Consider the following 24,595-nt stretch of genomic DNA (forward strand, 5'->3'; position numbering starts at 1 on the left):
TTACTTTAAATGTAATTGTACTCCGGCCTGGTTTCGAATTCATTTCCCGGAACAGAATCTACCCATTTTACCTATAAGTGATAGCTGTATGCCGAGCACCTTTGGTGGCCTTCATACCTTCAGGCCATATTTATTTGTGACTGGTTGCAGCATACTTAATCCATAGCTGAAATCAGGAATTCTACTTCGAATGAATATTAATACCATTGTATGTTTATCTGGTCTTTTATTACTGGCTGGCTGCTCTCTTATCGGGGATCCGTCAGACTCCGATAATGCCCGGGGAGTCGTTCATTTTCAGACTTCTGCATCTGGTGAAGCCCACCGTGAATTTATAAAGGGAGTTGCGGCTCTTCACGATTTTTGGTATCCGCAGGCCCGGGTGCATTTCAAAAAGGCCCGTAAACTGGACCCGGATTTTGCCATGGCATATTGGGGGGAGGCCATGACTCATGACCATCCCTTATGGAGCCGGCACGAGCATGAAAAAGGGAGTCAGGTGCTGAAGGAATTAGATCAAAAAGTGAATGCGGGAACAGTGAAGTGGTCTGAGAGAGAAAAGGCGTATCTAGATGCCGTGCGTGTTCTTTATGAAACGGGACCTCCCATGCATAAAAGGCGGGATCAATATGCCTCTGCGATGGCTGAGCTGGCTGAGCAATACCCAGATGACCAGGAGGTAACTGTTTTTGAATCGCTTGCAGCGATGAGCGTAAATGGATTTAGTTTTAGTGCCGAAAGCGATGTGGAGCCTGTAGCAGAACGTTTAGAGTCCGTTATCGAGCAGAATCCGGATCATCCCGGGGCCCTTCACTATTTAATTCATCTGTACGATACGAGAAAGTTTGCGCAGCGGTCTCTTCCGGCTGCTGAGCGATATATGGAGATCGCAAAATCTCCTCATGCCCTTCATATGCCAAGCCATATTTTCAGGCATTTAGGAATGTGGGATAAATTTATTGAATCAAATAAGGCTGCTTATGAGGCCTCCGTACAATGGCAGCAGGAAACGGGGCGGCCATTGGTTTCTCGCGACTTTCATGCTTTCACCTGGCTGTTTGACGGATATATGAAGGTAGAAAACTTTGAAGAAGCCTGTAAACTGTTAAATGAGTTAGATCAGATGATTGCCAAAGCCCGGAACAGGGGAGAAGATCATGCGCACCTGGTGGGAAAGAGCGAAAGTTTGGGCAAGCTGTACAATGAACAGGCCGGAGCTCCTGTTTGTGAGTGATTAGGCGTGGCCACGGAAGTATTTATAAGCTAATCCTTCAGCGGAGGTCTATGTCGATGGATACTATAGGGGAGACATGCCGGTTAGATTAAACCTTAAGTCGGATAAAGAATATGATATTAAATTTGAAAGAGAAGGGTATGAAACCAAAAGCGTCCATATAGGTAATTCGGTGGGAGCCGGATGGGTGGTCTGGATGTTCTGGGCGGACTTGTTCCTGTGGTCGTGGATGCCGCAACTGGTGCATGGTATAACCTTGATCAGGAGAGTATCAATGCCACGCTGAAAGAACAAAATTCGTAGGTCATTTAGAAAACCAGCCATAACAGAAGGAGAATAGCCATTACCCAGGCCATAATTTGGATGCTCAAGGGTTGGCTGGGGAATTCATATCCACAGATTGGACAGATATCTGAGTCGGCATCTACCTCCATTGCGCATCCGGGGCATTCTTTTTTCTTCATAATCACGGGGGGATAACTATAGCTTATCTGTCTTTTTGGATATCTATAATGAAAAAATAGGTTTTGTAATTCAAATGGCAGGCTTCTAATTTCGGATATATAATCAACACAGACAGAGCCTTGTATTTATTATAATTAATTATGAAACAGCAAACCAAAGCGTATATAAAAAAAGCAGAATTGGATGGCAAGAAGATATCTTTACCGGGTGAGGTAACCGTAAATCTGGAGCTTTCAGCTATTGATACGGGGGGAGGATTTCATGATCCTATTGTGGATTTTACTTTTACCTTGCCGGGAAGCTTTGGTGATTTGCAAGCAAACAAAAAGTGTACTATAGACCTCCTTATCGGGAATCCGGGGAATAGGGATGATACCATTCATTTTAGTTACAAAGGGACACTTAAATCGACAAATGGGCAACAGATGGAAATTATGGGGCGACTACAGGACGAGCAGGTAAGCCGGGAGATGGTCCGCTTTATTATGCGTTGCGTGCGATAACAATCCCGTCTATCTATACGCTCTCTTTGTTGTAGAAACTTAATATTGTAAATGGTTATATAATTTTGTTTTGGGAACAATTTAGACGAATATACATTTAAGTTTAAAAATGAATCAAAGAGATCTATTATGAAAATACTTGGATATGTGGTTACGATTGGCGGACTTATCGGATTGATCTTCACGGGCATTAATTATATCAATAATACAGAGAGTTTTAGTGCCTTAGGACTTGATGTTACGGTGAGTGAGGGAGATCCCACGGGGATGATCGTTTCTGTTATAGTACTGCTTGCAGGTCTTTTAATTACACGAGCAGCTAAAGAATAATGTTAATAAAAAAATAAGGGAGTCTATTATGCTACGATGGAGTATTACATTTTTGGTCATTGCTATTATTGCTGCAGTATTGGGATTTGGCGGAATAGCAGGTGCTACGGCCGGAATCGCTGAGATACTGTTTTATGTTTTTATCGTTCTTTTTGTTATTTCCCTGATCTTCGGTAGGGGCCGGGGCGTATAGAGTACAAGCGTACCAAGTTGATGATGGGAACAAATTAGGAAGGTATGAGTATCAATAATATCCGGGGAAGTAATTAGATCAATATTCTCTGGAAATTGAATTTGAAGGTGAGAGAAAATGCTGATTATGGCCTAATAAAATTGTTTCCCATGTATATTATCGACCGAAAAAAACAAATCGCTCTCATTAATGAGATGAAACAGCTTCGCAAAGACAGTCAAAACTGCGAAGCATATTATCATCATCCTGTAACTAACCAGATGTGGAAAAGTTTTTTCCCGCAGTCAGATGAGGAATCCATGGGTCCTAAGCTATTACGCCATGAACCTGTACCGGGAACAATAGAGGAGCAATTTAATATTTGCCTCACGGAAGAGGCTCCCGAAAATGCCATTGGACTGGGTATTGAATGGACAAACAGGGCAGACTTATGGCCTGCTATCATGAATGTGCTAGAGCAAAACTATTCTCACTATTCCCGAAGCCAGCTGAAGCTGTTCTTGAAACATCTGACGTTTGAGGAAGCTGAAATTCCTGAGCACGAGCAAGAACCATCACAGAATGATGCTGACTTATCAGATACGATGATAAATGAACTCGTCTGGCGTTCCCGTAAGATCCGCCTGAAGCGTTTTTTTGTTTTTGGCTGAGCCCATACCACTAGTCTCGTTTATAGGGTTTCACTTTTACAGATAGATTTCCTGCTATCATTTCCTTTCGTGAGAACTCTTCGTCAAATCGGAAGAAGAATTGGAAACAAAAATTCAGATTCTTCTCTAAACCAATTATCTTTACGAAGCTATTAACTCAGGCTCACGAAATTGTATAACGAATGATTCAAGAATATCTTAATTCTGTTGAAAAATTTATTGTTGTTGGCGACCGGGTACTCATCAAACCACGCGATATGGAAACGCGGACGAAAAGTGGGTTAGTGTTACCGGCAACCGTTAAAGAAAAGGAAGACATACACAGCGGTTATGTGGTAAAGACCGGACCCGGTTATCCCATTCCATCCAATGAGATTGATGAATCATGGAAAGATACCGACGAGACAAAATATATTGGAATGCAGGCGCAGGAAGGCGACCTTGCGATCTTTCTGAAAGATCAGACTCATGAGATTGAATTCGAAAATGAGAAATATCTTATTTGTCCCCATGGAGCAATATTGCTGCTTATCCGGGATGATATGACTGTGTAGCATCCGCAAAAGATTAAACTTCGCACAAAAGTAAATAGAAATAGATAATGTCCAAGTCACCTGACAGAGCATCGGAAAAGTCATCGGTTGTTTCTCGTCCGGATAATGACCTTCGGCGCTGTTCCTATTGTGGGGCCGAAGCCCCTTTGGTTTGGGTTCATGGACACGGACAATGTGCAAATTGTGGAATTAATGTAGCAGAATGCTGCCAGGGGGAGTCGTGCCAAACGACAGATGAGCCTATATAAACTGTTGTCGCTCAACAGTAAAAATCTGCTGGCAAACCTCAAGTTCCCGCGGATCGTTAGATGCTATAATTAGCAGGTGTCGAGGATCTTGATATAGGTTTGCAATCTCACTGACAAGGCTGCGTCCGGTTTCATCAAGATTGGAGCCGGGCTCATCCAGCAAAAGAATGTCCGGCTGATGAAAAAGAGCAGCGGCTATTCGTAGTCGCTGCTGCTGTCCTGTAGAAAGCGTGCCATAAGGTTGGCCTTCTACATTGGAAAGTCCAGTCTTACTAATCCATTTTTTTATATTTTCTGCACTGTCGGTATGCCGGCGGATATTAGATAGAAATTGAAGGTTTTCAATAACAGTTAGCTCATCATAGAGGTTGATATAGGGTGCGGCGTAGCCCATAGATTGGTTGAAGATTTGGGCAGAAATTCTCTCATTGTTTTCCAGCCAGTTGACCTCTCCTTCGGTAGGAGATAATAATCCTGCCAGACATTTTAAAAGGGTAGATTTTCCGGAACCGTTAGAGCCGGCAATGCCCAGCGTATTTCCGGAATACTCGAAAGATAAATCCGAAAATACAGTGTGGGGACCAAAAGTCTTTTTTAAACGTTTAACCTGTAGTGTCATCACAGACAAAGGTAAAAAGTGAGGAGATAATCCCCAATGGAAATATAAAATATATTTTATGGCTAGAGAGGAAGGATAAAGTACCCTCTCCATTTCATAAGAACCATTGTATTTAACATATTAGATAGCGGGCTGCTAATAATTTTCCGAATTGAAAAGTCGTTTTAAGCAGCGCGACTCTACTGGCTATTTTTAATTTTTAAAGTTGTATTGACAACAGGCAGACAATATATTCCCTACAAAAATGATGAACCAAACCCTTCAGAAGACCACCCAGAAACTGATTAACCTGCTACCCGAGGAGCAGCAGTATTACCAACCGGATGAGCTCCGCACATGGGGTTTTCCTTCCTTTGTCGTAAATCGCATTCGAGTGGAGTTGAAACGTAATCTGGCCGAATCAATGATTCCTCCCAAGACAGATTGGGCGAATATAGAAACGGAAGCGGTACAGCATGCCTGGGAACAGTTTGTACAGGCTATTCGCGATGAAACACGGCTGCCGGCCAGCTATGCGCGAGCAGTTATTGAGACCTCGGTTGCTGATGTGCTGGATATTTTGATTGCTCCCCGGCAGAATGTACCGGAAGTGATTTTTGGTAATGATGAAGAACTGAGCTACGAACAAGTTTGTCGGCGCGCAGAGGCGATTACAGTCTATTCGCATTTTTCTACCTTTCTACCGCGTTACATGGAGAAAAAAGAGCTTGATACCCTGGCAAAGGAGCGTTGCTCCCAAATTGTTAAACAGGCGGATGCCAAGATGACGGCCAACTATTCTTCCTTAAACTGGGCGCAGATGCTCGCCCCACTTTTTGACTTATTGGATGGAGAGGTGGAACCCTCATTGTTCCGGTTGTTTTTTGAGGATAGAAATATGGATCGCTTTGCGGAAGCTTTTGATCAAAAAGATGAGTCGCTCAACCGGGCTGGTTTTATAGAGACACTTTCAACACCCGGGGCAGTTAGCGATAATCCGGATGAGTTTTCTGAAGATGAGGAGGTTAAGCCGGTAGAACAGGAAAAAGAATCGTTCTCAAACGAAATTGATATGGATACAGATTATGTTGAAAGTACCACTAACACAGATGACATTGCTAAGCAGCAGGAAGATGATCAGTCGGAACCGGTTAGGGAAGATGAAAAAATGCCAACTGCTTCCGAAGAACAGGAAGATTCAGAAGAATCGCCGGAGCAAAAAGGGGATGAACCGGAAAGAATGAATGATCAGTATGAATATTCGGAAGCTATGTATGATCCGGCAGAAAAAGAATATGAGAATAATTCATTAAACGCCATTTTTGCTGGTGAAGAAGAGTCGTCGGAAGATGAAGAAGAGGCGATAGAGACTTCAGACTTTTCTGATGAGGAAATATCTACAGAGTCTACAGAAGAGGAAGAAGAATATGAGACCCCATCTCCTGTGGTTGAAAATAAAGCAGAACCGGGTAAAGACAGTGATACCCCTATTTGGATGAATTATATGAGTGAAGAGGATAAGACTGCTCTTGAAGAACAGGATGAGGTTCCCGAAGAGTTGTCTGTTACCGGTTATGAAGAAGAAACAGATGCTCCCGTTGATGAAGATGGATTTATTGAGGAGCCGATTATCGATTTGAGAGAGGAGGAATCACCCGAAGAGGAAACGAGTGATCTCAGTAAGTACCTGTCCGATGAGCGCGATCGCTTTGTGGAAGAAATTTTCGGAGGATCAGATCAGGCCTATGATAAGGCAATTGAGAAAATTGCCAGTTATGAAAATTGGCGCAGCGCCAGTAAATATATACAGAAGGAAGTTTTTAAGCGTAATATGGTAAACCTTTATTCCAAAACAGCCGTTAACTTTACCGATCGATTACAGAACTATTTTTTAAAAAAAGAAAATCAATAAAATAAGTGGTTGAATGTCTTCAGATAAAAAGGTAGAACGACTTAAACAAAAGCGTGAAGAAGCACGGAAAGGAGGAGGAGAGAAGCGTATAGAAAAGCAACACGACAAAGGTAAACTTACGGCCCGTGAACGCATCGATCTGCTGCTCGATGAGGGCACTTTTGAGGAGATCGATCCTTTTGTAACGCACCGGAGCCATAAGTTCGGACTGGAGGAGAAAAAGATTCCCGGCGACGGAGTGGTTACTGGTTTTGGAAAGGTACACGGACGACCTATTTATGTTTTTAGCCAGGATTTTACAGTTATTGGCGGATCGCTTTCGGAAACGCACGCAGAAAAGATATGTAAAGTGATGGACCTGGCAATGAAAAACGGGGTACCGGTCATGGGATTGAATGACTCGGGCGGCGCGCGAATTCAGGAAGGAGTTTCTTCCCTTGGAGGCTATGCAGAGGTGTTCTGGCGCAATAGCATGGCTTCGGGAGTAATACCACAGCTATCCGCGGTTATGGGTCCTTGTGCTGGTGGAGCGGTATATAGTCCGGCTCTCACCGATTTTGTTTTTATGGTGAAAAATACCAGCTACATGTTTGTAACGGGACCAAATGTGGTGAAGACCGTAACCCACGAGGAAGTTACATCCGAAGAGCTGGGCGGGGCGAGTGCACACAGCACGAAGTCGGGAGTAGCGCATTTTGCTGAAGAAAATGATGCGCTTTGCCTGCAGGATATGCGTAAAATATTGACTTATATCCCGCAGAATTGCGAGGAAAAACCACCCCGAAAAGAGTCCAAAAAACCTGACTCTTCTAAAGCAGAAGAACTGGATGATCTTGTTCCTGACCAACCCAACAAGCCTTATGATATCAAGGATGTTATAAAGGGTATTGTGGATAAGGACTCCTTTATGGAAGTGCATGAGCATTATGCGGATAATATAGTGGTCGGTTTTGCACGTATAGACGGGCGCAGTGTGGGTATTGTAGCCAATCAACCGTTATCTCTGGCTGGTGTGCTGGATATCGATGCCTCTATCAAGGGGGCCCGGTTTGTACGTTTCTGCGATGCTTTTAATATCCCGCTGGTTACTTTTGAGGATGTCCCAGGATTTTTACCTGGCACTGACCAGGAATGGGGTGGAATAATTAAACACGGGGCTAAATTGCTGTACGCTTTTTGCGAGGCAACAGTCCCAAAGATGACCGTCATTACCCGCAAAGCCTATGGCGGTGCCTACGACGTAATGAACTCTAAGCATATCCGTGCCGATTACAATGTGGCCTGGCCCACGGCTGAAATCGCGGTTATGGGCCCCAAGGGAGCGGTTGAAATTATTTTCCGCAAAGAGATCGCCGAAGCTGATGATCCCGAGGCTAAAGAGCAGGAGCTTATTGATTATTACAAAGAAGAATTCGCCCATCCTTATAAGGCGGCAGAGCGTGGCTTCATTGATAATGTGATTCTGCCGAGTGAAACCCGGGAGAAACTAATTCATGCGCTTGAAATTAGCGAAAATAAAGTGGACAGTATTCCGCAGAAGAAACACGATAACCTTCCCTTGTAGATTAATGTTTTAATATTACTTCGGGGTTTAGGCTTATAATATTTAGTTTATTTAGAGAGCGCTCTTTGCCAAAAACGTATCCATAAGGTGTTCAACATTGTTTGGGTTTTTAAATTCTGGGTGCAGCTTAACGACGTCCCCAATTAAAATAAGTGCCGGATTGGTTAGTCCGTGTTTATCTACTTCATGGACGATCGTTTCAACCGTGCCGAGGGCTATTTTTTCTTCCGGTAAGGATCCCTGTTGAATAACGGCAGCAGGTGTTTCGGCCTTGCCGTGTTTCTCAAAAATAGCGGTGATTTTCGGTAGGTTTCTCATTCCCATCAGAATCGCAACAGTAGCCGTCGTTTTTGCAGCGAGTTCAATATCCTCTGAGACTCCGCCATTTCTGGTCACACCGGTAGTGACCCAAAAGCTTTCATTGATTCCTCGTTTAGTGAGCGGAATTGTTTGAAGCTCCCCGATAGATGTACAGCTTGATATACCGGGTATAACCTCAACGGGAATATCATGGTCACGAGCGTAAGTCAGCTCTTCATGTCCTCTTCCAAAAATAAACGGATCTCCTCCTTTTAGTCGAACAATACAATTACCTTCATTGGCTTTTTGAACAATGAGGTTATTGATCTTCTCCTGACTATTTTGACAAGAGCCTGCCTTTTTACCTACATAAATTTTCTCAGCGGTTGATGGGGCATAATCCAGCAATGCCGGATGTGAAAGAGTATCATAAAGTACTACATCTGCTTGTTTAAGTGCTTTAACACCTTTAACGCTGATGAGGTCCGGGTCACCCGGTCCTGCTCCTAACAAAATTAATTTTGACCTTTCCATGGGTTGATGGCTTTGGGATTGGTTTGTCTATTCTCTTGGTGAAATATTCTTTGATGAGGTTAGGAATAACCAGCACATGCAGGCATGCCCACTCATAAAAAAGCCTGTTGCATTGTATCGTGAGGTAGAGCTCAAGGAATCGGTTGTTGAATTATTAAAATTCATTGTTGACAATAATTTTCTTTTACATTAGTATTAGAGGTAAAATTAATTCTTTGCATAAATTAATTATGAATTATTAAAAATAAAACTTAAAAATTAATTAAAATATTTTATTTATTGGTAGGCAAAGATATCAATGAGGAGCTAATAAATTTTAAGACAGAACCAGCAATTTTAATTGCTTTATGAAAAGATCAGACAGAAAAAACATCATTGTTGTCGGAAATGGAATGGTAGGATACAAGTTTTGTGAGAAGCTTGTTTCAAAAGAAGGTGATGAAGCGTTTAACATCACTGTTTTTGGTGAGGAGCCCCGTCCAGCCTATGATCGTGTTCAGCTAAGCTCATATTTTGACGGAGCGGATGAAGAAGACTTGCAAATGGCCCCGGAGCAGTGGTACGAAGAACAGGGTATTGAACTGTTTACCGGTGAATTGGTTGTAGATCTGGATCGGGATAATAAAACGGTTACGTCGCAAAAAGGTAGAACAGTCTCATACGACAAACTTATTCTTGCTACCGGATCAAGTGCCTTTGTCCCTCCCATAGAGGGTGTAGATAAAGATGGGGTATTTGTCTATCGCACGATAGAGGATCTGGAAGCGATCACGAAATATGCAGCAGGAGCCAGCAAGGCTGCGGTCCTAGGAGGGGGCTTGCTGGGTTTAGAGGCGGCTAAATCAGCCATGGATTTGGGCCTCAAAACAAGTGTGATTGAGTTTGCCCCCCGCCTGATGCCCAAGCAGTTGGATGAAATTGGGGCTGGTGCTCTGAAAAAAGCACTCGAAGAGCTGGATCTGGAGATATTATTAAATAAAAACACAACCCTGATCGGAGGTAATGGAACTCCCCAATACCTCGATTTTGCAGATGGCGACCGCCTGGATGCCGACATGGTGATTATATCCGCGGGTATTCGACCACGCGATGAGCTTGCTAGAAAAGCTGACCTTGAAGTCGGTGAGCGCGGAGGAATAATTGTTGACGATCAATTAAAAACAAGTGATTCGGATATTTATGCTATCGGTGAGTCGGCTTTACACCGCGGGATGATCTATGGTCTTGTAGCCCCCGGATATGAGATGGCCGATGTAGTGGTAGAGAATCTTACTGGCGGTGAAGAGGAGTTTACGGAATTCGACATGTCAACCAAGCTGAAATTGGTAGGCGTGGATGTAGCCAGTTTTGGAGACGCATTTGGCGAATCGGAAGAAAACAGTAAGAAAGTCATAATAGACAATAAGGCGAAAGGTGTTTATAAGCGCATCAACGTCTCGGAAGATGGTGATCGTCTGCTGGGCGGGATGCTTGTAGGTGATGCCGACGATTACAATATGCTTCTTCAAATAGCCCAAAACGGCTTTTCACTTCCGCCTGATCCTGTTGATCTGATTATCGGAGATCGTGACGAAGAATCAAGCGGGGGGCAGAAGGTCTATGAATTTCCAGATGACTCCATTATTTGTTCCTGTGAAAGCGTGACAAAGGGAGAAATTTGTGATGTCATTGAAGAAGAAGGAAAAGAGGATATTGACAGTATAAAATCATGCACGAAGGCGGGAACGGGCTGCAGTGGCTGCGTACCCATGCTCGATGACCTGCTAACCCAATCCATGGAGGCCCGTGGTAAAGAAGTACGCAAAGTAATCTGTGAACACTTTGATTATACCCGTCAGGAGCTGTTTGATATTATCAAGGTGAAAGAAATTCATACCTTCGATGAATTATTGGATGAAGTGGGGCAAGGCGATGGATGCGAAAAATGTAAGCCTGCTGTGGCTTCGTTGTTGGCAAGTGCCTTCAATGAACACGTACTCGAAGAACGAGATACCATTCAGGATACCAACGATCGCTTTCTGGCTAATATTCAGCGCGGAGGTACTTATTCGGTTATTCCCCGGGTGCCCGGCGGAGAGATCACTCCGGATAAGCTGATCACTATTGGTGAACTGGCCAAGAAATACGGTCTTTATACTAAAATTACTGGTGGACAGCGTATCAACATGATGGGCGCCCGCGTCGATCAGCTTCCCGATATCTGGGAGGACCTGATTGAATCCGGTTTCGAAAGCGGTCATGCTTATGGTAAGGCGCTGCGTACCGTCAAAAGCTGTGTTGGTTCCACATGGTGCCGATACGGACTGCATGAATCTGTTTCATTTGCTATCGAAATTGAGGAACGGTACCGCGGCTTGCGGGCCCCACATAAACTTAAGGGCGGGGTTTCTGGCTGTGTGCGTGAATGCGCGGAGGCCCAGGCTAAGGACTTTGGAATAATAGCCACAGAAGAGGGTTGGAATCTGTTCGTATGCGGAAATGGCGGTACGAATCCCCAGCACGCTAAACTATTGGCTACTGACCTCGATGAAGAGACGCTAATTAAATATCTGGACCGCTTCCTGATGTTTTACATTAAGACGGCCGAACATCTGAATCGAACTTCTACTTGGTTGAATAAGATGGAGGGCGGCCTCGAGTATCTGAGGAAAGTTGTGGTTGAAGACTCACTTGGAATAGGAGAAGAGCTTGAAAGAGAAATGCAGCAGCTGATTAATGTCTATTCCTGCGAGTGGAAAGAAGTGGTAAACAATCCGGAACTCAGGGAGCGGTTTACCCACTTTGTCAACTCCGATGATGTGGACCCCAGTGTCAAATTCAAAGACTATCGCGAACAGCCTGTGCCCGCGCCATCTGGCTGGGAAGATGATGAGTAATGAATTAATCCAATCATACAATTTTCATCCTAATTACAATTCTAAAAGTACTATTCAACCCTAGCTATGCAAACGAAAGAAAACATCAAAAAATGGTTCAAAGCTGCCAGAGTTGACGATTTTCCCAAAAACGGAGGAGCCTGTGTAAAGTATAAGGACAAGCAGATTGCGGTATTTAATTTTACCCGGCGCGGCGAATGGTTTGCCTGTCAGAATATGTGTCCCCACAAAAAGGAGATGGCTTTGGCCCGTGGAATGATCGGGGAATCGAAAGGCGAACCAAAAGTGGCTTGTCCCTTTCATAAAAAAGCTTTCTCGCTTTGTTCTGGTGAGAATATTAATGGCGAAGAAGATCCGGTTACAACCTATCCGGTGAAAGTAGAGGATGGGTATGTGTATATCGGACTCTCGTAAAAATACTAATTTACAAACTCTAACTTTAGAATTATGAGAGATATTTCTGGTAAGAATTCCTCGCTTCGCACTGGAAAAGCACTTTCGGTGGTCAGTTGCAGCCGGGAAACACTGGGGCGGGTAAAGTCTGATACGCTTCCCAAGGGTAACTTGTTGGATGTAGCTCGATCGGCCGGCTTTTTGGCCTCCAAGCAGACCCATCACCTGATACCACACTGCCATCCTGTTTCGATTGATGCACTCGATATCTCATATAGCTTTATCGAAGCCGGTAATTGCAAAGAGGATATCGGAAAAGTAGAGGCAGAATATGGGATTGCTATTATTGCCGAAGGAAAATCAATTGGCCGAACCGGGATAGAGATGGAGTTGCTTACGGCGGTTTCTATCAGCGCGCTAACGGTTTACGATCTCCTTAAACCACTTGGAGATGAAGTCGAAATTCGGACGACGCGCCTGCTCAATAAAACAGGTGGCAAAAGCAATCTGAAGAAGATAGTGGGCAAACAAAATAAAGTTGCCGTGCTCATCTGCTCTAACTCCGTTGCCGCCGGTCGAAAAGAGGATCGGGCGGGACCTATTATTGAACAGATACTTCAGGAGCACAATGCAGATATCGTCGATTTTAAAGTGATGCCTGATCGTCCCGAAGCCGTCCAGTCCCAGCTCAAAGAATGGGCGGACATGAATATCCCATTTGTATTTACTGTAGGGGGTACCGGACTCGGACCGGATAATACCGCTGTTGATGCAGTTCAGGAAATCATCGAGCGAGAGACACCCGGAGTGGTTGATGCCATGGAACTGCACGGGCTGAAAAGAACCCCGCTGGCCATGATGTCACGGCTGACTGCCGGGATCCTGAAAAGTACGCTTATAGTGACGTTGCCCGGCAGCTCCGATGGGTTGCGGCAAAGCCTGGGAGGTATTTTGCCAGGGGTATTTTATGCAAAGAAAATGCTCCGCCCGGTCCGGATAGAAAAGTGACTTCTACTCAAAATCTGCTTCTGATTAAACTTATTTCATATAGCCTCATAATATAATCTAAATGTTTTTTACAAAAAGCTACCTGGCGTCTGTTATAGTCTTTTCCTGTATTTTGTTACTGATATCTGCGAATACGCTTTTCGCCCAATTCAATCTATCTGGCGAGTTACGTCCCCGTACAGAACTTCGCCATGGATACAAAACTTTGCCAGCTGAGGGAGATAATGCTGCATTTTTTACTGAGCAGCGTTCCCGACTTAACCTCAATTATAGCAAAGATCTGTACAAGGTTGGTTTTACCGTTCAGGATGTACGTATCTGGGGTAGTCAGGGCCAGCTGAATAAAAGTGACGGACTGTTTTCGGTGCACGAAGCATGGGGGCAAATTAATTTTAGTGAAAGTATTGCTCTGAAAGCCGGCCGACAGGAATTAGTGTATGACGATCAGCGAATTTTGGGGAGTGTTGGATGGACAGCGCAAGGTCGAAGTCACGATGTTATGCTTGTTAAATTTACTGATGAAGCATGGACTCTGCATACCGGTTTTGCATTTAATCAGGATATAAATCCACCAGAACCAGCCAAATTATTTGATACTTTTTATTCTGGAGTAAATAATTACAAGACCCTTCAATATCTCTGGTATCATCGTGAATTTGAATCTGCCGAGCTTTCTTTTTTATTCCTGAATAATGGTGTTCAGCAGCCGGATTCCACCGTAAACTTCACTCAAACAGTAGGGGTAACCGGCAGCCACACTTTTCCTGATTTTCAAGTGAACGGTACCACATACTATCAAACTGGAACAGATCCGTCTGGAGCTGAAAAGAGTGCTTTACTTGCTTCGGGGAACATATCTTATTCGGGATTTAAAGATATCAGCTTGACTCTCGGTGCAGATTATCTTTCCGGAACACGAGCTGATCAGGAACAAAACCACTCCTTTAATCCCCTCTATGGGACGCACCACAAGTTCTATGGATTTATGGATTACTTTTATGTAGGTAATCCGCACTATCAGCAGACAGCAGACCATAACAATAATATTGGATTGGTGGATCTTTACCTGCAATCAACGGTACAGGCTTCCAAAGAAACGACTGCCTCAGTCGCTTTTCATGAATTTATATCACCGGTCTCTATTGTCAATCCCATAAATCCAGTGAACAGGTTACGCAATCGGCTGGGCACTGAAATTGATCTTGTTTTTAGTCATGTACTATCCGAGGAGGTCAAAATCCAGGCTGGATACTCTCATATGTTTGGAACCTCTTCATTAGAAGCAATCAAGGGTGGAAGCAGTAGTCAAACTTCTAACTGGACTTGGCTGATGCTCAGCTTTAATCCCCATTTTTTATCGAAGTGATAATTAATTAATCCAAAATAAACATACCCTGATCAATGCTATGAAGACAACCGATACCAACAAAGCGACAAGTATTAACATTTTTAGTTTTGCAGCCCCGCATATGCGGACCTTTCACCTGTCCTGGATTTCGTTTTTCCTTTGTTTCTTTGGCTGGTTTGGGGTTGCTCCCCTAATGGCCGTAATACGTGAGGAACTGGGCTTAACCCAATCACAAATTGGTAATACCATTATTGCATCAGTGGCAATTACGGTAATTGCACGGATATTTATCGGTCGGTTTTGTGATAAATATGGTCCCCGCCTTACCTATACGGTTTTGCTTATTTTTGGATCGATTCCTGTTATCGGTATTGGATTGAGCAATAGTTATGAAACATTTTTACTGTTTAGATTAGCTATCGGGATTATCGGGGCTTCATTTGTGATAACCCAATACCATACCTCGGTTATGTTTGCAGATAACGTGGTGGGTACCGCCAATGCTACCACCGCAGGATGGGGGAATATGGGTGGAGGCGCTACTCAGGTAATTATGCCGCTTATTTTTGCCGGATTCGTATTTCTCGGCTTTGAGGACTCTTCTGCATGGAGATATGCTATGATTGTTCCGGGAATAGCTATGATTGTCTTGGGTATTCTTTACTACAATTATACAACTGATACTCCCAAAGGAAACTTCTCTGAGCTGAAAGTGGATTCCATAGCAGAACTTGAGGGCGAAGAGGAGGAAGCTGATGTATCAATGATTGAAGTAATGAAGGATTATCGGGTGTGGAGCCTGTTTGTAATCTATGGCGCTAGTTTTGGTATTGAACTAACGATCAATAATATCGCCGCTATTTATTACCACGATTATTTCTCTCTGGATCTGCAGACCGCCGGACTTATTGCCGGGATGTTTGGCCTGATGAATATTTTTGCCCGTTCGGCCGGTGGATATCTGGGCGACAAGTTTGGAATTAAGTTTGGCCTCAAGGGTCGGGTTCGATTTCTGTTTGTTATGTTATTCTTGGAAGGGTTGGCCCTTATGCTCTTTTCCAGCATGGTGACCCTGACATTGGCTATTGGGACTATGATTTTCTTTAGTCTCTGCGTGCAGATGGCTGAAGGAGCCACCTATTCGGTCGTTCCTTTTGTAAACCGTAAAGCCGTAGGAGCCGTTTCCGGGATTGTAGGAGCTGGGGGAAATGCCGGTGCTGTGATGGCTGGCTTCCTGTTTAAATATGAATCTTTAGGCTATCCCGAAGCGTTGTTTATTATCGGGTGCGTTGTTACAGTGGTTTCCTTCCTCTCTTTTACCATTCGTTTCTCAATGGGTGACGAGAAAGAAGCGAGATATGAATTAGAAGAAGCCCTGTCAGATCCGGAACCCGAGTTAGAGCCGGCCTATGTTGATTAATTAAAGGTTGAAAGTTAAAGGTACGAAAGTTGAAGGTTGCCAAGTTGTGAGTACTGTCACATTCCGTTGTGATGGTTATTTCAAAGTACAGTTGGGATTCTTCAATAACGAAATACTTAAATGAATATGGATCAATCCGGAACTGAAAAATTTAAATCTACCTGTTCTTACTGTGGAGTAGGATGTGGTGTTATTGTAGAAAAGAACGCCAAAGGCCAGATTGAGGTTACCGGGGATGAATCGCATCCAGCAAACAAAGGGATGCTCTGTTCCAAAGGAATGAATCTGCACTACACGGTGTCAGATCATTCTGACCGGCTACTCTACCCACAGATGCGATGGGCCCGCAATCAGCCTCGCAGACGCGTAGACTGGGATACAGCCCTGGATCGGGCGGCGGCGGTGTTCGGTACTTTTATCAATAAATATGGACCCGATTCTGTGGGGTTTTATGTTTCAGGCCAATGCCTTACTGAGGAATATTATACGGTCAATAAGCTTGCTAAAGGATTTGTAGGCACGAATAATATAGATACGAATTCGCGGCTCTGCATGAGTTCAGCCGTAGCTGGGTACAAGAAATCCCTGGGAGAAGATTCACCGCCGATCAGCTACGATGATATCGAGCTGGCCAACTGTTTTTTTATAACCGGTGCCAATCCGGCCTGGTGCCATCCTATTCTTTTTCGCCGTATTGAAGCCCACAAAGAGAAGCATCCGGATGTTAAAGTTATCGTTGCCGATCCTCGGGAAACACAATCCTGCTCTATAGCGGATCTTCACCTGCAGCTAAACCCGGGCACCGATACGGTGTTATACCATGCCATTGCCCGCTGCCTGATTGAAAATGACCGGATTGACGAATCGTTCATCGAAAACCATACCGATGGATTTGAAGATCTTAGAGCCCAGGTTATGTCAAGGTCGCTGGAGCAAGCAGCCAAGACCTGTGGCTTGGAAGTAAGGGAAATTAAGCAGGTTGCCCGATGGATTGGTGATGCCAACGGCTTTATTTCAATGTGGGCGATGGGGCTTAACCAAAGTGTGGATGGCACCGATAAAAATCTCGCGCTTATTAATCTTTCCCTCATTACGGGCCAGATCGGCAAACCCGGCGCGGGTCCTTTTTCACTGACCGGACAGCCCAATGCTATGGGGGGACGTGAAGTGGGCGGTATGGCCAATCTGCTTTCCGCGCACCGCGATCTCAGTAATCCGGAACACCGACAGGAGGTGGCCGATCTCTGGAATGTTAATTCGGTTCCCGCAGAGCCTGGCTATTCGGCAACCGAAATGTTTGACGCTTTGCGGAATGGGAATATGAAAGCAATTTGGGTCATTTGTACTAACCCGGTAGTGAGTCTCCCCAATTCTGCCATGGTCGAAGAAGCGCTTAAAAAGGCCAAATTTGTAATCGTACAGGATATTTCACAGGATTCCGAAACCGTTGATTATGCCGACCTGGTGTTGCCGGCAGCAGGATACCTGGAGAAAGAGGGCACGATGACTAATTCTGATCGCCGAATTAGCTACTTAAATAAAGTGGTAGAAGCACCTGGCGAGGCTCTGCCGGATGCCGAGATATTGTGCCGTTTTGCCCGCAAGATGGGGTATGAGGGATTTGACTTCGATTCGGCCGAAGAGATATTTGATGAGCATTGTAAGCTTACTAAGGGGACCAATATTGATATCAGTGGATTAAGTCATGAGTATTTAAAACAAAATGGAACGGTTCAGTGGCCATTTCCGGAGGGAGCGGTAGAGGGGACACGGCGTTTATTTCTGGACCACCAGTTTTATACGGCCAACGGTCGTGCTCAAATCCACACCCAGAGTAAGAAACTGCCAAAGCGCCGGGATGAAGACCGACCACTGGTGTTAACGACGGGTAGAATTCGTGATCAATGGCACACAATGACCCGCACTGGCAAAGTGAGTCGGCTCAATCAGCATATTGATGAACCTTATATCGAAATACATCCTGAGGATGCCCGTAAGCATGGTATTGGCAATGAAGACGTGGTTGAAGTAATAAATGATCGGGGAGCAGTTCGTGTGCGAGCGGTGCTCTCAGAAGCCATAAAGCCCGGTGTTGTATTTATCCCGATGCATTGGGGAAAGATACTCCAAAAAGATTTTCCGCGAGCGAATAATTTGACCAGCGATAGAGTAGACCCCGTTTCAAAGGAACCTGACTTTAAATTCTCAACCGTAGAGGTTTCAAAATTTGAAAAAGAGAAGGAGAAAATTATTGTGGTTGGGGCCGGAGCCGGAGGTTTTCAGTTTGTCAATAGCTATCGCGAGTACAATACGGAAGATGAGGTAGAAGTTTTCTCCAAAGAGTATGACTGGTTTTATAATCGGGTATTGCTTCCTGACTATATCAGTGGAGAGTTGGATTGGAAGAAGCTGAAGAAAATGCAGTCCGATAAGCTCGTAGAACTCGATATCCTTATGCACGAGGGCATCAGCGTGGCGAGCATAGATCCCGATACGCAAACCATTATTGATTCAAATGGCGATATGCATTCTTATAATAAACTGGTTCTTTCTACCGGAAGTCGTGCAAATTTTCCTAATGGTATTCCCCGTTTGCCGGGCGTATTCACCATCCGTCATCGAGACGATGCTGAAGAGCTGATCGAATACACAAATAAGGAAGGCCATGTAGTAATTGTAGGCGGTGGACTCCTTGGATTAGAGATGGCAGCTGCACTGCGAAAAGTTGATATAGCAGTTACACTGGTACATCGCAATCCAAGGCTGATGGAGAGGCAGCTTGATACAACCGCGAGTGAATTGCTCTATGAACACATACGAGACTGTGACATTAATGTGATATTTAACGACGAAATTGAGCATTTGTCTCAACGAGAAAATGGAGTTCATGCGTCTTTGAAGAGTGGTAAATTTATGGATTGCAAGGCGGTAGTTTATGCGATAGGCACTCGTCCGAATATCGGTCTGGCAAAAAAAGCAGATCTGGAATGTAAAAGGGGCATAGTGGTTAATGAGCATCTGCAAACCAGCGATCCCAATATTTATGCGATTGGAGAAATTGCCGAGCACAAAGGATCCATGAATGGAATAACAGCTGCAGCGGAAGAACAGGCGGATATTGCGGCTGCTTATATTTCAGGTGATCTCTCCAGCAGCTATTCGGGTACGGTTTCCATGAATATATTGAAGTTCCCCAACCTTGAACTCTGCTCGATGGGTATAACCGAGATACCCGACAGTGCATCCGGATATGAAAAAATCGTATTGGTGGATAAGAGCGAGCGATTTTATAAGAAATGCATTGTCTACCAAGACCGATTGGTAGGTGCTATTTTGATGGGAGATAAGACTGAGTTCAATGAGTTTCGCCGACTGATAGATAATAACATGGAGTTATCTGATCGGCGTAAAGAGTTGTTGCGTTCCGGTCAGTCGCTGACACCATTGAAAGGCGAAGTAGTCTGTTCCTGCAATAATGTTGGAGACGGAAATATTCTAGAGGCTATTCGTGAGGGATGTGAAGATTTCAAAGATCTTTGCAATCAAACGGGGGCAGGAACAGGCTGTGGAAGCTGTAAGCCCGAAGTAAAAGCAATCCTTGAACAGGCTACAGTGAAATTAAAGCAGTAGAACCAATGAACAGGAAGAAATAAAAAAGTGAAAAGAAAGAAGTGTTAATCTGAAAAGTCGGAGGTGAAAGGTTGAATGTTGAAGGTTTCAACTTAAAGCTGAGCAACCAACGAATAACCAATAACTGGTTGACTGACAACAAATAACCAAAATTGATCCTTGACACGTAGTATAAAAACATCAGTAACTGCTAAATCCGCTATGAAAAAAAATGATCTCATCCGAGCTTTCATTCCCGGTGGAGTTTTAACCCCAAGGGACTTAAAAAAGATTATCGGCATTGCCCAGGACTTGGGGAATGAGGTGGTCCATTTTGGGTCAAGGCAAGATATTATGTTTCCGGGTGATGAGGTGGATCAAAAAAAATTGGATGAAGAATTTGGTTCGATTCAAACAAATTACGAATGGAGCGGACGACGGTATCAGAATATTGTTACTTCCTATTTGGCGGTGGACTTAATGGCAAGTTCTCCGTGGGTCACTTCGGGAACCTATTTTAATGTGCTTGAATATTTTGACTATCGGCCCCGGTTAAAAATAAATATAACGGATCCCAAGCAGAGCCTGGTCCCGTTGTTCAACGGACAACTTAATTTTGTGGCTTCCGACCATGAGGACTATTGGTATCTGTTTATTAAGCTCAACTCCTCCGATGAACTGCAGCGCTGGCCGGTCTTGGTTGATAGCCAGGATATAGGAAAGTTAGCTGCTGCTATAGAGGAGTACCATTTTAGACCTGAAAAGGAAAGTATCATATCCACCAAGAATTTATTCGACGAGATAAATAAAAAAGTAGGGACAAATAACAGAACTATTGACAAAGACTTGGATTACCCCTCTGAGCCCTTTCCATATTATGAAGGATTGAATAAAATGGCTGGTAACAAGTATTGGCTGGGATTGTATTGGCGAAACAATCGCTATACCATCTCTTTCTTAGAGAAGGTTTGCAACCTTTGTGAGCAGACCAACTGTGGACGAATTATCATTACTCCCTGGAAGTCTTTTATTGTTAAGGATATTTCAGAAGAAGACCGGCCGAAGTGGGAACTCTTGTGTGGTAATAATGGAATTAATTTGAGGCACTCGTCCCTCGAACTCAATTGGCATTTGCCCGTGCTTGATGATTCAGCTCTGAAGTTGAAAAATTACCTGGTTGATGTGTTTGACAAGCACGATATCAGCACGTATGGACTAACGTTTTCTATCAAGGAGCAGCCGGTTAACTTGTTTACTTCTGTTGCTATTCTTACCCAGCCGAGTATCCGGCTGTTTGGAAAATATAATGTTTTGAAGCGCTATAATGTACTATACAGCAAGAATTTTGATCCCAATGAGGAGCATTATATCCCATTTGCAATGTATGTCTCAAAGAAGGAGCTGCCTAATGTTCTGATGAGGCTGAGCAGGATATACTACGAAGAAATGAATAAGGAAAAGGAAGATAGGATATGGGAGGAGCAGGAAGAGGAACCTTCTTTGCAAACCGCATTTCAATGTTCGGATTGTATGACGACCTATGATGAGCGATACGGAGATCCACAGTCGGGTATTCCTGAAGGAATACCTTTTGTTGAGCTTCCTAATACGTATTCTTGTCCGATGTGTGAGGCTCCGAAATCTTCATATCAGGAAATAAAAATTGATTTTGGTGAGGAGATAAGTCAGGAATATTAACCAAAAGCAGGAAACAGATTATGCGATTGAATGTAAAGCTTTATGGAATAACAAAAGAGATCATCGGTCAAACGGAATTGGAATACTGCCTTTCTTCATCGCCGGATGTATCTTCATTACGAAAAGAACTTAGAAGAGAATATCCTGAACTCGGCCGACTTACATCATTGATGGTTGCCGTCAATGGGGAGTATGCTCCCCAGGATTTAGTATTGAATGAACAAGACGAGGTGGTTCTCATCCCCCCGGTAAGCGGAGGATGATTTTATGAGAAGTTAACGGGGAATTAAATTATGGTTGAACTAACAGACAAACCTATTGATGTACAGCAAATGATTAACCGGGTTTCGTCAGAAAAAGCCGGCGCATTGGCACTTTTTATTGGGACGGTCAGAAATATGACTGATGGCAAACGGGTAGTAAAGCTCGACTTTGAAGCCTATGATAAGATGGCAATATCGGAACTTGAAAAAATCGTGAATAGAGCCAAAGAGCAATGGCCAATAAAGAATATTTCAGTCATTCATCGCATCGGCGAGCTGCGAATCTCCGATATTGCCGTGGTCATCGCTGTTTCATCACCCCATCGCAAAGAAGCATTTAGAGCTTGTGAATTTGTGATTGATACCCTCAAAGAAACGGTCCCTATTTGGAAGAAAGAGTTTTTTGAGGACAAGGAAGTTTGGGTGTCTGCACATCCGTGAATCAAGTTATTAGTTAATTTTTAGCACCGATACTAAGCTCATTATAGCATTTTCCCTGATTGTGTTAAGCATGGACACTTAAAACAGCCTATTGAGGCTTTTTGGGAAGATTTTTTCTTCTAACATCATTTTTTACTGACGGCTGAAAAATTTTAGTCAAACCCATGGTTATTCCAAGAATTTATGCTTGGAAATAGATAGGTTTGTTCCTCTTTTACTATTTAATTTATCCTCTTGGGAAGTTCTTCTGCTATTTCGTTAATAAAGATAGCCAGCTTGGGACGCGAAGGCTCAAAATCAGCCTTAATTCCATGTGACTCCAATCCACCAGAGCAAACGGGTCCGATGGATGCCACTACTACTTCTTTCAGGGCCTTGCGCAACTCCTCTTTGGATGCCACCATACCTGCTACCTTCATCACATGATTAACCTGAGTTTTACTGGTGAAAAGTACAATATCTGTTTCTCCATCCAGAATAGCCCGAATGCCTTTTTTTAACGGTTTCAGATCATCCGGAAGAGCCCAGCGGTAGATAGAGGTCTGCAATAATTCAGCACCGCGTGCCTCTAATTCTCTATTTAGTTTTTCATTCGGTTCGCCATATTCCTGTATGGCTATGAGCTTTTTATTTAAATCCGAGGTTAATTTGTTATCGGCAAGGGATTTAAGGAGCTCTTTCCAAGTGTTAGGTTCCGGCACTTTTATATCAATCGGTATATCGAGCTCACGAAGTACTTTAGCCGGCTTAGGTCCACGCGAAACAACAGTAAGATCCGATAATGCCTGGTGTATATTCTCCCAGTCGTACTTGGTTTTCATGGTTTTAACCAGCATATCTGTGCCTACACCCGTCATGCAAATCAGAATATCTACATTACCGGCAAAGAGTTCATCGCAGAATGAAAATACAGCGGTATGATTTTCCAAGGGTACTTCCTGCATGGATGGGGCGCTAATAGTCCGGGCTCCTTTTCGTTGCAAGAGTTGTGCGGTAGAATTTGCCATTCGGCTTTCAAATGCCAAAGCCGTAATATTTTCAAGTGGAGTTGTAGTGCTCATAGGTTAATCAGTTTTTCAAACTTAAGATCAATGAAAAATACTATTCATTTTAATGGTATGTAAAAGGAGAAAGTTATTTAATCAAGTTTTGATTCATCGGGTTGATAATTTTGCCAGAGCCTGCTCATATTCCCCGGGATTATTGGCATTCATAAGCTCTTGTGAATCAGGAGGATCTAATAGCTGAACGTCAGCGTTGATTAATGCCTTCCGGGGACAAGAGTGGCCCATTCCCAGAAACGTCAGTAGAACCTGGTAACTTTTAGGTTCCCAAATGGTAATAAGCGGTTCCGGGAATCCGCTCTCGTTATTTTTAAATGCAGTGGCAATTTTAGAAGGATTTTGATTCTCTTTGAGACTCTCTAACGTTTTGGATGTTAACAAAGGAAGATCGCAGGCCACTGTGAGGAAGGCTGAATCTGGATGCTGCTTGAAAGCTGATAATAGGGCTCCCATGGGACCCATATCCAGAAAGGAATCGGTAATAATGTTATAACCCTCCGGTATATCTGATTGCTGTTCCTTTCGGCATGAGAGGAATACTTCATCGCAATAATCATCCAGCAGTTCATAGAGATGCACGCGTTGCGGCTTGCCATGATAGTCTAACTTGGTTTTGTCGGTGTGCATTCTTGTACTTTTTCCACCGGCCAATACCAATCCTTTCAAGGGGGATATTGCACCCTCTAAAAGTTGTTCAATATTGGAGGCAATTTTTGCAGTATCTCCAATTTTAAAAACAGGGACCTGGTCCATCTCTTTTATATTTTTCTTCACGTAATCAGGTATCCGGGTTAGTCCTTCTTGCAATACAATGAGCTTTGTATTGGCTAAATCTTCCGGTTTTACCGGCTTCCGTGGATCAATAACTGTAATTCGGTTTTGGACTTTAAAATGATTCCCGTTAAGAAGTATCAAGTCTACTTCATTAAAGATCGATTTGACCTGATAGTTATTCAGCCTCTTTTTAAAATTAAATTTTTGTACGGACTCTGTCTGAATATGGACCAGGTCAGTATCTGGATACGTTTCTGAACTATCTCTATCAGAACTATTTTTATCCCAATGCTCTGCATCTATATAGCCGAGCTGGTACTTTTGGGATAACTGTTTGCTAAGTTGATTGGCAAACTTTTTAATGGCCGTACAAGTGGTACCAACAATGGACAGCTCATTTCTGCCAAATGTACCATCATGCGCCTTAGCTAATGAAGTGTGTTTTTGATGAGGTTGCCCGTTCTTATTCTTTGGCATTATTGAGGATCGTTTTACCGATTTGATTCGATTTTATTATTAACTGCAGTAATTATTATTAATTAAGTTAGTAAAATATGAATTATATCAATAATTTATTAATATAATTAGTTTTTTTAAGAAAATTATTTATACATAA

General features: G+C 43.5%; 23 protein-coding genes and 1 pseudogene. 19 read left to right on the forward strand and 5 right to left on the reverse strand.

The window, feature by feature from the left end; genetic code table 11:
• Positions 1–190 precede the first annotated feature (190 nt).
• Positions 191–1,234, forward strand: a complete 1,044-nt coding sequence (locus tag ABEB05_RS14185) for a tetratricopeptide repeat protein (protein WP_265791242.1) — start codon at positions 191–193, stop codon at positions 1,232–1,234.
• A 49-nt stretch (positions 1,235–1,283) separates the two neighbouring features.
• A pseudogene (locus tag ABEB05_RS17145) lies at positions 1,284–1,373 on the forward strand (PEGA domain-containing protein); the annotation flags it as partial.
• 169 nt (positions 1,374–1,542) lie between these two features.
• On the opposite strand, the gene ABEB05_RS14190 reads toward ABEB05_RS17145, so the two are convergent.
• Positions 1,543–1,698: a zinc ribbon domain-containing protein gene (locus ABEB05_RS14190; RefSeq protein WP_265791240.1), complete on the reverse strand. Its 156-nt coding sequence runs from the start codon at positions 1,696–1,698 to the stop codon at positions 1,543–1,545.
• Positions 1,699–1,839: 141 nt separating this feature from the next.
• Here ABEB05_RS14190 and ABEB05_RS14195 point away from each other — a divergent pair, with 141 nt between their 5' ends.
• From ABEB05_RS14195 to ABEB05_RS14220, 6 genes are all read left to right on the forward strand, one after another.
• Entirely contained in the window at positions 1,840–2,202 is a 363-nt protein-coding gene (locus tag ABEB05_RS14195; RefSeq protein ID WP_265791239.1) for a hypothetical protein, read from the forward strand.
• Positions 2,203–2,331: 129 nt separating this feature from the next.
• A complete protein-coding gene (locus ABEB05_RS14200; protein WP_265791237.1) occupies positions 2,332–2,532 on the forward strand; it encodes a hypothetical protein in 201 nt (66 codons plus the stop codon).
• 28 nt (positions 2,533–2,560) lie between these two features.
• Positions 2,561–2,725, forward strand: coding sequence for a DUF1328 domain-containing protein (locus tag ABEB05_RS14205; protein WP_265791235.1), 165 nt, complete (start codon positions 2,561–2,563; stop codon positions 2,723–2,725).
• Between the two features lie 149 nt (positions 2,726–2,874).
• Entirely contained in the window at positions 2,875–3,375 is a 501-nt protein-coding gene (locus tag ABEB05_RS14210) for a hypothetical protein (RefSeq protein ID WP_265791234.1), read from the forward strand.
• 182 nt (positions 3,376–3,557) lie between these two features.
• A complete protein-coding gene (locus ABEB05_RS14215) occupies positions 3,558–3,929 on the forward strand; it encodes a co-chaperone GroES (protein ID WP_265791232.1) in 372 nt (123 codons plus the stop codon).
• A 47-nt stretch (positions 3,930–3,976) separates the two neighbouring features.
• Positions 3,977–4,177 (forward strand): hypothetical protein, encoded by a 201-nt coding sequence (locus ABEB05_RS14220; protein WP_265791231.1) that lies wholly within the window; start codon positions 3,977–3,979, stop codon positions 4,175–4,177.
• Here ABEB05_RS14220 and ABEB05_RS14225 read toward each other — a convergent pair.
• A complete protein-coding gene (locus ABEB05_RS14225; protein WP_265791230.1) occupies positions 4,170–4,796 on the reverse strand; it encodes an ABC transporter ATP-binding protein in 627 nt (208 codons plus the stop codon). The two genes, ABEB05_RS14220 and ABEB05_RS14225, sit on opposite strands and share 8 nt — an antisense overlap.
• Before the next feature lie 244 nt (positions 4,797–5,040).
• Here ABEB05_RS14225 and ABEB05_RS14230 point away from each other — a divergent pair, with 244 nt between their 5' ends.
• Positions 5,041–6,687, forward strand: coding sequence for a hypothetical protein (locus tag ABEB05_RS14230; RefSeq protein WP_265791229.1), 1,647 nt, complete (start codon positions 5,041–5,043; stop codon positions 6,685–6,687).
• A gap of 13 nt (positions 6,688–6,700) precedes the next feature.
• The gene (locus tag ABEB05_RS14235; RefSeq protein WP_265791228.1) at positions 6,701–8,251 is read left to right on the forward strand and encodes an acyl-CoA carboxylase subunit beta; all 1,551 of its coding nucleotides are present in this window, start codon (positions 6,701–6,703) and stop codon (positions 8,249–8,251) included.
• A gap of 51 nt (positions 8,252–8,302) precedes the next feature.
• Here ABEB05_RS14235 and cobA read toward each other — a convergent pair whose 3' ends face one another.
• A complete protein-coding gene (gene cobA / locus ABEB05_RS14240) occupies positions 8,303–9,085 on the reverse strand; it encodes a uroporphyrinogen-III C-methyltransferase (protein ID WP_265791227.1) in 783 nt (260 codons plus the stop codon).
• A 347-nt stretch (positions 9,086–9,432) separates the two neighbouring features.
• On the opposite strand from cobA, the gene nirB reads away from it, so the two are divergent.
• The 9 genes from nirB (at position 9,433) to ABEB05_RS14285 (ending at position 22,141) form a co-directional block, all read left to right on the forward strand.
• Positions 9,433–11,961, forward strand: a complete 2,529-nt coding sequence (gene nirB, locus ABEB05_RS14245) for a nitrite reductase large subunit NirB (RefSeq protein ID WP_265791226.1) — start codon at positions 9,433–9,435, stop codon at positions 11,959–11,961.
• 66 nt (positions 11,962–12,027) lie between these two features.
• Positions 12,028–12,375, forward strand: coding sequence for a nitrite reductase small subunit NirD (gene nirD, locus ABEB05_RS14250; protein ID WP_265791225.1), 348 nt, complete (start codon positions 12,028–12,030; stop codon positions 12,373–12,375).
• Positions 12,376–12,408: 33 nt separating this feature from the next.
• A complete protein-coding gene (gene moaCB / locus ABEB05_RS14255; protein ID WP_265791224.1) occupies positions 12,409–13,362 on the forward strand; it encodes a bifunctional molybdenum cofactor biosynthesis protein MoaC/MoaB in 954 nt (317 codons plus the stop codon).
• 61 nt (positions 13,363–13,423) lie between these two features.
• Complete coding sequence (locus ABEB05_RS14260; protein ID WP_265791223.1) at positions 13,424–14,728, forward strand: alginate export family protein; 1,305 nt, start codon at positions 13,424–13,426, stop codon at positions 14,726–14,728.
• A gap of 40 nt (positions 14,729–14,768) precedes the next feature.
• The gene (locus tag ABEB05_RS14265; protein ID WP_265791222.1) at positions 14,769–16,130 is read left to right on the forward strand and encodes a NarK family nitrate/nitrite MFS transporter; all 1,362 of its coding nucleotides are present in this window, start codon (positions 14,769–14,771) and stop codon (positions 16,128–16,130) included.
• 126 nt (positions 16,131–16,256) lie between these two features.
• The gene (locus tag ABEB05_RS14270) at positions 16,257–19,760 is read left to right on the forward strand and encodes a nitrate reductase (RefSeq protein ID WP_265791221.1); all 3,504 of its coding nucleotides are present in this window, start codon (positions 16,257–16,259) and stop codon (positions 19,758–19,760) included.
• Between the two features lie 201 nt (positions 19,761–19,961).
• On the forward strand, positions 19,962–21,437 hold the full coding sequence (locus ABEB05_RS14275) for a rubredoxin (RefSeq protein ID WP_265791220.1): 1,476 nt from the start codon (positions 19,962–19,964) through the stop codon (positions 21,435–21,437).
• Positions 21,438–21,457: 20 nt separating this feature from the next.
• The gene (locus ABEB05_RS14280) at positions 21,458–21,700 is read left to right on the forward strand and encodes a MoaD/ThiS family protein (RefSeq protein WP_265791219.1); all 243 of its coding nucleotides are present in this window, start codon (positions 21,458–21,460) and stop codon (positions 21,698–21,700) included.
• Between the two features lie 30 nt (positions 21,701–21,730).
• The gene (locus ABEB05_RS14285) at positions 21,731–22,141 is read left to right on the forward strand and encodes a molybdenum cofactor biosynthesis protein MoaE (protein ID WP_265791218.1); all 411 of its coding nucleotides are present in this window, start codon (positions 21,731–21,733) and stop codon (positions 22,139–22,141) included.
• Positions 22,142–22,362: 221 nt separating this feature from the next.
• On the opposite strand, the gene ABEB05_RS14290 is transcribed toward ABEB05_RS14285, so the two are convergent.
• Entirely contained in the window at positions 22,363–23,202 is an 840-nt protein-coding gene (locus ABEB05_RS14290; protein WP_265791217.1) for a uroporphyrinogen-III synthase, read from the reverse strand.
• A 93-nt stretch (positions 23,203–23,295) separates the two neighbouring features.
• Positions 23,296–24,456 carry an NTP transferase domain-containing protein gene (locus ABEB05_RS14295; RefSeq protein WP_265791216.1) on the reverse strand — a complete coding sequence of 387 codons (1,161 nt, stop codon included), beginning with the start codon at positions 24,454–24,456 and terminating at the stop codon, positions 23,296–23,298.
• Between the last annotated feature and the right edge of the window lie 139 nt (positions 24,457–24,595).

Source organism: Fodinibius salicampi, from assembly GCF_039545095.1.
In the GTDB taxonomy this organism is placed as follows: domain Bacteria; phylum Bacteroidota; class Rhodothermia; order Balneolales; family Balneolaceae; genus Fodinibius; species Fodinibius salicampi.